General features: G+C 46.9%; 7 protein-coding genes and 1 tRNA gene. All 8 read left to right on the forward strand.

All coding sequences use genetic code 11. The features are described from left to right. The first annotated feature begins 235 nt into the window (after positions 1–235). The 8 genes from GF404_10470 to GF404_10505 all read left to right on the forward strand — a co-directional run bounded on the left by GF404_10470 (position 236) and on the right by GF404_10505 (position 8,289). Entirely contained in the window at positions 236–3,415 is a 3,180-nt protein-coding gene (locus tag GF404_10470) for a PAS domain S-box protein (GenBank protein MBD3382605.1), read from the forward strand. After that, positions 3,405–4,271: a response regulator gene (locus GF404_10475; GenBank protein ID MBD3382606.1), complete on the forward strand. Its 867-nt coding sequence runs from the start codon at positions 3,405–3,407 to the stop codon at positions 4,269–4,271. Before GF404_10470 ends, GF404_10475 begins: the two co-directional genes overlap by 11 nt. Further along, a complete protein-coding gene (locus GF404_10480; GenBank protein MBD3382607.1) occupies positions 4,261–5,583 on the forward strand; it encodes a response regulator in 1,323 nt (440 codons plus the stop codon). Before GF404_10475 ends, GF404_10480 begins: the two co-directional genes overlap by 11 nt. Continuing rightward, positions 5,561–6,076: a response regulator gene (locus GF404_10485; GenBank protein MBD3382608.1), complete on the forward strand. Its 516-nt coding sequence runs from the start codon at positions 5,561–5,563 to the stop codon at positions 6,074–6,076. The genes GF404_10480 and GF404_10485 overlap by 23 nt, the downstream gene beginning before the upstream one ends. Before the next feature lie 19 nt (positions 6,077–6,095). Beyond that, entirely contained in the window at positions 6,096–6,305 is a 210-nt protein-coding gene (locus tag GF404_10490) for a hypothetical protein (protein ID MBD3382609.1), read from the forward strand. A 3-nt stretch (positions 6,306–6,308) separates the two neighbouring features. Beyond that, positions 6,309–7,157, forward strand: coding sequence for an HDOD domain-containing protein (locus tag GF404_10495; GenBank protein MBD3382610.1), 849 nt, complete (start codon positions 6,309–6,311; stop codon positions 7,155–7,157). 277 nt (positions 7,158–7,434) lie between these two features. After that, positions 7,435–7,508, forward strand: a tRNA-Arg gene (locus tag GF404_10500). An 82-nt stretch (positions 7,509–7,590) separates the two neighbouring features. Further along, positions 7,591–8,289 carry an HNH endonuclease gene (locus GF404_10505; GenBank protein MBD3382611.1) on the forward strand — a complete coding sequence of 233 codons (699 nt, stop codon included), beginning with the start codon at positions 7,591–7,593 and terminating at the stop codon, positions 8,287–8,289. The last annotated feature ends 658 nt before the right edge of the window (positions 8,290–8,947 follow it).

The raw sequence follows: 8,947 nt of genomic DNA on the forward strand, positions 1-8,947 counted from the left end.
TAAAATGTTATAAATTCACCATTATTGTTTGTATTGTATAGCAATGCAATAACTTACAAGCATGAAAGTGTTTTGACAGATACTTTTTGTATGGATTAGTTCATTTATTCAGAATTTATGTCGATATTACATCAAGGTAGAATAAACACTTACCTGATAGCGCACAATACCGAAAAACACCACAACTCAGGCAATTCATGTCAGGTAAGCGGCTCAACAGTTGGATATTTATTGTATGTCGACGCTAAGCAGTCAGCGAATCAATGATTTCACAGGATTTCGACATGTTTTGGACATAGTCGATCTTCCTGTCTTTATCACTTCTCAAGAGAGGGTGGTATATGTAAATGCCGGTTTTGAAGACTTTACCGGCCACAGGGTTAGAGATATTCTGGGAGAAAAAACGAATAGATTCGTTGCTGGCGGGTATCTCTCGGACCTGAGGGAAATCGATCGCAAGCTTTCAAAAAAGGAGCTGATCCAGTTAAAAACTGAGATTGAAATTGAACCTGCCGAAGGTCGAGCTCAAAAACTCGGACTTACCAGTGTAGCGATAGAGTGGGATCAAAAGCCCTCGGTTTTACATTTGCTCAATGTAGATCCTTCCCGCCTGGATCATTCCGGGGAGGATAAATTCATTCTGCTCCAGAGAATTATCGACGCAATCCCCAGTCCGATTTTCTATAAGAATGCTTCTCTCGTTTACGAGGGCTGTAATCTCGCCTTTGAAAACTACATCGGGATGAAGCGGGAAGACATTATCGGCAAGACGGTCTATGATCTCGCTCCGCGGGAGCTTGCCGAAAAGTATGACAAAATGGACAGGCAACTGCTAAAGAGCCTCGGGACCCAGAATTACGAAGCGCAGGTGGAGTTTGCCGACGGCAGTATCCATGACGTCATGTTCAACAAAGCGATCTATTCCGATTCCAAGGGTGAAATCGCGGGCATGATCGGGGTGATGCTGGATATAACCGATCGCAAGCGATCCGAGGAGCAGGTTCGTTACCGCTACAAGATGGAATCGGCACTGTCCTACATATCGCGCCTGTTTCTGGCTGAAGACAAAACTGATATGAAGGGGATTCTGGCAATCATTGACAATACCTTTAATACGGATTTTACTTATATCTATCGCCTGTCATCTGAATCTAACATCTTCAGGCTCGATGATAGTTTCAGCAGGAGCTATAATGATCTGATCCACACTCTACCGGATATCATCGCAAGGGACTCGATTGGGAATGATAGCGGGTTATTGCAAAAGACAGGTGCAATCCAACTCGATAGTAGAAATCCTCAACAATGTAATAAGCTCTGTGAAGAACTGAAGCTGGCTGAAAGAGAAAGTGCTACTCTGCTGGTTTTGCCGATAATCTCCTCCGAGGCCGAAATGATCGGCTTTATTGGTATTGAAGCGATTTCGGGTAGTCGCAAGTGGCTCTACGATGAACTCCAGGTACTGCGACTGATCGTGGAAAAGACCAGCATCTACTGGGATAAACAGAACACCCTTAAATATCTCAAGGAAAGCGAAGAGCAGTTTCGTGAGGCTTTCGAACAGGCCGCGGTCGGTATCGCGCATGTCGATATGAACGGAATGATAATCAAGGTCAATCAGCGTTTCTGCGAGATTATCGGCTACCTAAGGGATGAACTCTATAACCTCAGCTTCAAGGATATTACCCATCCCGATGATGTCGGTCAGGATCTCGAAAATATCGAACTCCTGCTCGAAAACAAGATCAGCAAGTATTCGCTCGAGAAACGCTATGTAAAGAAGGACGGCTCCGAAGTCTGGGTCAACCTGACCACAACTCTTTTGCGAGATAAGCATGGCAATCCATCGCAGTTTCTCGGAGCGGTCGAGGATATCACCAAGCGCAAGCAGGCCGAGGATGCCCTGGAGAGGTCGGTGGCAATGATCCGGGCGACTCTGGAGTCGACCTCCGACGGAATTATGGTGACCGGTCTGGACGGCAGGATCATCAACTACAACCAGCGTTTCATTAATATGTGGGACCTGCAGAATTCAAGTTTATGCCTGGATGAGGACGGTTGTATTCTTGATACTCTGCGCACCCATATGGTTAATCCTGAGAAATTCGACAGGTATTATTACCAACCCGCTCATGTCGATGCCCGCAACAAGAATATCGAGCTTGAGTTGAATGACGGACGGGTTTTTGAGTTGAACTGCCTGCCCCTGGTTGCGAGCGGTAAAAGCGACGGCATAGTCTGGAGTTTCCATGATGTCACCCATCAGAAGGAAGCCGAGTCGGTACTCGAAAGGGTTATCAACCAGTACACCACCATGATCGACAGCGTACCCGCTGTACTGTTCGCAAAAGATAAAGACCTGCGCTACACAGTAGTTAACCGGGCATTTTGTGAAAAAGCCAATATGGACAAAGATTCCATTGTTGGCAAAACAGCATCGGATATTTACAGCAGGGAAATGGCTGAGCATTTCTCCAAGCTTGATCAGGATGTTCTCACTCGGAACAGGGCTATAATCAACCGCGAGGAAAAACAGGCATTCGACGGGGAAACGAACTGGATATCTATGAATAAGGTTCCCCTTCAGGATTCGAGCGGTGAGACAGTAGGGTTGGTTGGTATGTACCAGGACATTACTGAACAGCGTCGCAGTCGTGACCAGCTGATGCAGTCCGATAAACTGGCCGCGATCGGTACCCTGGCGGCCGGGGTAGCCCATGAGATCAACAACCCTATGGGCTATATCTCCTCCAACCTCAACACCATGGACCGCTATACCGGGATACTCAAGCAGTTCATCCTAGATAACTGCGAGTCGGATAAAGATGAACTGGAAGAGATCGTCGAGATACTGGATGATTTGAAGAGCGCGATTGGAGAATCGGTAGACGGCGCTACCCGTGTCAAGGATATAGTTGCTGATCTCAAGAGTTTCTCCCGTGTGGACAAGGCCGAGGAAACTTCCTCCGATATCAACGAGGGAATCAAGAGCACCCTCAATATCGTCTGGAACGAACTCAAGTATCATTGCAAGGTTGAGACCGATTACGGCGACCTGCCGGATATCAAGTGTATGCCCAATCAGTTAAATCAAGTTTTTCTCAACCTCCTGATAAATGCCGGACAGGCCATCAAACACAAAAACGGATTGATCAAGATTCGCACCTATACCGATAACGACAATATTTATATCTCAATAAAAGATAATGGAGAGGGGATTTCAGAAAAGAACCTCAAAAAGATTTTTGAACCGTTTTACACGACGAAAGAAGTTGGAAAAGGAACCGGTCTGGGGCTCAGCCTGGTCTTCGATATAATTAAAAAACATAATGGTGACATAGCTGTGGAAAGTGAAATTGGTGAGGGCACCGAGTTCGTAATCTCCCTGCCCCTGGAGGGAAACGATGAAACATAAGTACAATATTTTAGTCGTCGATGACGAGGTTAATATCCTCAAATCCATAAAACGGCTGTTTCTCGGAACGGAATACAAGATCCATATCGCCAATTCCGGTGAGGAAGGTCTCAAGGTGTTCGATGAACACGATATCCAGGTAGCTATTTCGGATTACCGCATGCCGGATATGACGGGGGTTGAATTTTTAAGCATCATCAAGGATAAATACCCGGAAACAATCAGGGTGGTGTTGAGCGGTTATGCCGATGTGGGCGCGATAGTTGAGGCGGTCAATACCGGGCAGATCTACAAGTTCATCAGCAAACCCTGGAATGACCAGGAACTTATTACCACGATCATGCGCCTCTGCGAACAGCACACTCTGCAACAGGAAAACAAGTCCCTTAACGAACAGCTTCTGGAGCAGAATGAGAAACTCAAGAAGCTGGCAAATTCTCTCGAGGAAAAGGTGGACGAGCGTACTCGCACGCTCGAGATCCAGAACAGGGCGCTGACCATCGCGCGCAATATTCTCAACTTTTTCCCGTTCGGTGTATTCGGGGTTGACACTGAGGGAGTGCTGGTGTATCGCAACAAGGCTCTCGATAATTTCATCGACGCCCGTCAGTTGACCCTCGGAACCCCGCTCCAGAACGCGCTCGAGCCGGTTATCTATGAATGCATCCTCGAATGCCAGAAGCAAATGAAAACCGAATACCGGTTAATCGATGACCAGAAAAACGGGATAGTGACCATCCCGCTCCCGGAAAGGATGGGAGTTATCGGATTGATTGGATGCTTCGAAGACATCAGGTCATCACTCGATAAATACCAGAATAATATTCTAGCAGACGAGGTTTCCAATGTCGGATAAAACCATTCACAGGATCATGGCCGTTGATGACGAGGAAGGTATCCTGAAGGCCTTGAAAAGGCTCTTTAAACAGCTCGATATTGAGCTGGTCACCTTTACCAGCGGTCACGAAGCACTTCAGTATCTTAAAAACAACAGTGTCGCGGTTGTAATCTCTGATCAGCGTATGCCGGAGATGACCGGGATCGAGCTTCTCAGCAAGGTGCGCTCCTGTTCACCTGACTGTGTGCGCATACTGCTGACCGGCTATACCGATATCGATACAACCATCGATGCCATCAATCGCGGAGCGCTGGAATACTACATGCAGAAGCCCTGGGATGACAAGATGTTTCTGAGCAAGGTCAAGGAATGCCTGAATATGCATGGTGTCCTGGCCGAAAACCGTCGCCTCAGCGAATTGACCCGGATCCAGAACGAAAAGCTCAAGCAGATGAATGAAAACCTTGAGGCCAAGGTCGAGGAGCAGACGCGTGAAATCAAAGAGCGTAACCAGGAACTTCATGACAGCTTCATGGAGACGATCAAGTCGTTTTCGACCATGATCGAGTACCGCTCCAAGGATGTCGGCAGTCATTCCCACCGCGTGGCGTTTTTGGTGCGGGCGTTACTGCAGGAGAGTGATATCGAGTACCGCAAAAAGCAGGATATGGTGATAGCGGCGTTTTTGCATGACATCGGCAAGATCTGTATACCGGACAAGATCCTGCAGAAGAAAGCGAACTATTTGACCACTGCCGATGACGAACTGATCCGCCAGCATGTCATAATCGGTCAGAGTTGTGTGCTGAATATTAACGGTATGGAAGAGGTCGGGCTGATAATCCGTCATCACCATGAAAACTTCGACGGTTCCGGTTATCCCGATCGCCAAAGTGAGATGAATATCCCTCTCGGATCACGCCTGATCCGTATCGCCAACGCCTTCGATCATCGCGCATTCGTCAAGGGTTGTCCGGACAGCAGGCTGGTCAACCAGGCTATGGCTCACCTGGTGAAATACTCCGGTACGAAATTCGACCCGGAATTCGTCAAGAAATTCGTCGAACTCGATATCGGCAAGGCATTCTTAGTCGGCGAATCGGCGAAGTCTATTCTGGTCGAGGTCGACAAGCTCGAACCGGGAATGACAGTGGCGCAGGATGTCTATACACACAGCCGGATTTTCCTGCTTCCCAAGGGAGCCAAGCTGTCACGGGGCATGATCCAGCGTTTGACAAATATCAATAAATACGATCCGATAGAAAAAGGTGTGTACATTCATAACCCAATCAAGGAAGAAATAGAATATGAAGAGTACGTCAGCATATAACGTATTGCTGGTCGATGATTCGCCCAATATCCTGAAGGCGTTGAAGCGGACTTTTGCGCATGAGGGATATAATCTCCATACCGCTGAATCAGCTCGCGAGGCGATGGATATTATCAAGGCGCAGAAAATCGACCTGGTGATTGTCGATGAAAACATGCCTGAAACTTCGGGCAGTGAGCTTTTGAGCGCATTACGAACGTTCAATCCTGAGATCGTGCGTATCATGGTTTCAGGGATGAACGATGTAAATGTCCTGAAAAACGCGGTCAACAAGGGCGAGATATATCGTTTCTTCAGCAAGCCCTGGGATGATTTCGAGCTCTTGATCTCGGTTCGCTACGCGCTTGAAGCCAAGGCTGAACGGGAGATGTGCCGTAAACTCAAGGACACCCTCAAACATCAGAATGAAATGATTCGTCAACTCGAAAAGGACCATCCCGGTATCGCCGGTAAGAATCTATCTGTCGATGGCGCGTTTATCCTGGACGAATGAGAGGGAAGTCAGGTACAAAATGGAAAATCCGGAACTTATCAGGGCCATGCAGGAATATGATGCTTACCTGGAAGGATGTTTTGCCCGGATCAAGCATCATGAAGAAATCGAAACAGCTCAAAGCATCATCCGGGAGATTAAATTCGAAGAGTTGAAAAGCTTTTACCCGGAGCCTGAAAAGAGTGCTCCAGAAAATGAAAACAAAAAGAATTCGGAATCTGAGGAATAGTCGATGAAAGCGCCGAGCGAAAGCTTCATACTCAAGAAAGCTGACAATCTGCCCTCGCCCCCGTTTATACTGAGCGAGTTGAGCAGTATGATCAATCGCAGTGATGCGCACAGCCACCAGATCGCGCGGGTGATTGAAAAAGACCAGTCTTTCTCGGCACGAATTCTCAGGCTGGTGAACTCATCGTTCTATGGTTTTGCGCGTAAGATCGTATCGATCGATGAGGCGATTACCATGCTGGGTATCAATACTATCTACCAGCTGTTGATCACTACCTCGGTCTTCCAGGCTTTCAAGAGTAAACAATGCAGCGCCAGGATCAAGAAGTTCTGGCATCATTCCTTCAGTGTGGGGGTAATCGCCCGCAATCTCTATCCAGGAGCATCAGCAGACACAAAAAGTGAACTTCTGCTCAGCGGTGTTCTGCACGATATAGGCCGGATAGCGCTTTTAAAAATGTATCCGGAAAAATTCTGTGAGTTTTATTTCGAAAGTGACGAATGTATCGATCTCAACAGCGAAACTGACACATTCGGTATCAACCACCAGGTAATCGGGGAACTGCTGGCCGAAAAATGGAATTTCCCGCTGTCTCTGCGGATGGCCATCTCGCATCATCATCTACCCCTGTCGGCCAAAAGCCACAAGAAATACGCCGCCGCAATCCATGTCGCCGATATCTTTTCGCATGGTCTCCAGCTCGGTGGCGGCAGTCATATCCAGTTGCCATCATTCTTTCCCCAGACATGGTCACTATTGAAGATCAATCCGGACAAGCTGAAAGAGGTGCTGGTGAGATCGATCCAGGAATTCGAGAAGGAAAAAGTCCTGATAGATTCCCTCAACGCATAATATTATACATTCTATACCACAAAAATATATCTTATCCCGCGTTTATGCTTCTTGTTAAAATGCTACCGAGGGAGCATTAGGTCTTAGTCGAATTGCTGAAGCGATGCGGTAGATATCTTAGAATCAGGGGATGGGTAGATAAATAGTGTTGATTCTGAGTGTTGAATTGTTATATTTTGACGAAAACTAAACAGAGGAGAGCCGGAACATGACGCGCTGTACTCTGTTACGGTAATTCTGGCTATCAGGGATGTTAGTCTGAAATAATTTAATTTATGCCCCCGTAGCTCACCCGGATAGAGCATCTGCCTTCTAAGCAGAGGGTAGCAGGTTCGAGTCCTGCCGGGGGTATTTTTATTCGCTGCACTTGTTATCATTAAATTGCAAAACTCAATTTGGCATTTGGTAATTAGTTAGTTATTATATTCTCTGTATGAAGGATCAGATTATCTCATATAGAGAGATGTGCGATTACGAGCGCGTGCAAACTTTACAACGGGGTATGAATTTCAGGCTGAATCCCAATTATTCAGTAATTTTAATGTCCCAGCGAAAAGGTGCACCATATAATGACAAAATCGTCCAGAATGGTCTTGTACTTGAATATGAAGGACATGATTGCCCGAAAACCAATGAGATCGTTGATCCTAAATCGATAGACCAGCCGCGTTATACAAAATCAGGAAAACCCACTCAGAATGGACTTTTTGCTAAAAGTGTTGATGAATACAAAACTGGCGATAGGAAGCCTGAAGTCGTTCGTGTTTATGAAAAGTTGTTTCCGGGAATCTGGTCGGAAAAGGGCTTTTTTAAGCTGTTAGATTATCGCTATGAAAGCGACCACAAACATCGAAAAGTGTTCATATTTACCCTCGAAAGTACTTCGATTGATTTTGATGATGGCAGATTTAGAGAGGATAAATTAAAACCAAGGTCAAGAGTTATCCCGAGTGAAGTGAAAAAAGAGGTCTGGCTTCGTGATGGCGGTCAATGTGTTCTTTGCGGTGCAACCGATGAGCTCCATTTTGACCACGACCTGCCATATTCAAAAGGCGGGTCCAGCATCACCGCTGATAATGTTAGAATACTATGTGCCAGACACAATCTTAGTAAATCAAATAAAATAGAGTGAATTTACATGGAATTTAATTGCGCTTTATATAGCCTGATGATCGTCGCCTTCAGTTCATCATCAAGCGGAAGTTCGGCTGTCGTCTGGGGGCCTTCTGACTGGTCGATGTAAGTCTTGTAGAACTGTAACGGCCCCCGCATCAATACCCCGCCCAGAACCGATGTCCCGTTGTTGTCAACTAACTCCTTGGAAATGTAGTACCCGAGAACATAGAAAGGACCATTGCTGGCCAACCCCTCGTTTAGAAGTTCATCGGCCTCTTCAAAATCTTCGTAGTCGTAGACCGCCCGATGACATTTCTGCAGAAGCATCAACGCTTCCCGCACAGATTCCATCCTGGTCTCATCGTAATACATCCCGCCCACATAGCTGGCAGTACCCTCGAGCGCAATATGGGACAGGACCTCGTAGAACTTGCGGTCCTTGAGATCAGTAAAATCCCAGTGGACCAGATCCTCGAATTCGCGCTGTGGTTTGTCGCGCAGTGACGGTGCGACGGGGCAGAGATGAAGCTGAAAACGATGGAAGGTCTCATGGGTGACGGTCTGCAAAAACATCTCGTAGTTGTCTTTGAACATGATAATATTGGAACCGTAACCATCGGCCGTGGCCCAGCTCCGGATGCCCCAGTTGATCCCGATCCCGAGCGTGTCATGAA

The sequence above is a fragment of the Candidatus Zixiibacteriota bacterium genome (genome assembly GCA_014728145.1).
In the GTDB taxonomy this organism is placed as follows: domain Bacteria; phylum Zixibacteria; class MSB-5A5; order JAABVY01; family JAABVY01; genus WJMC01.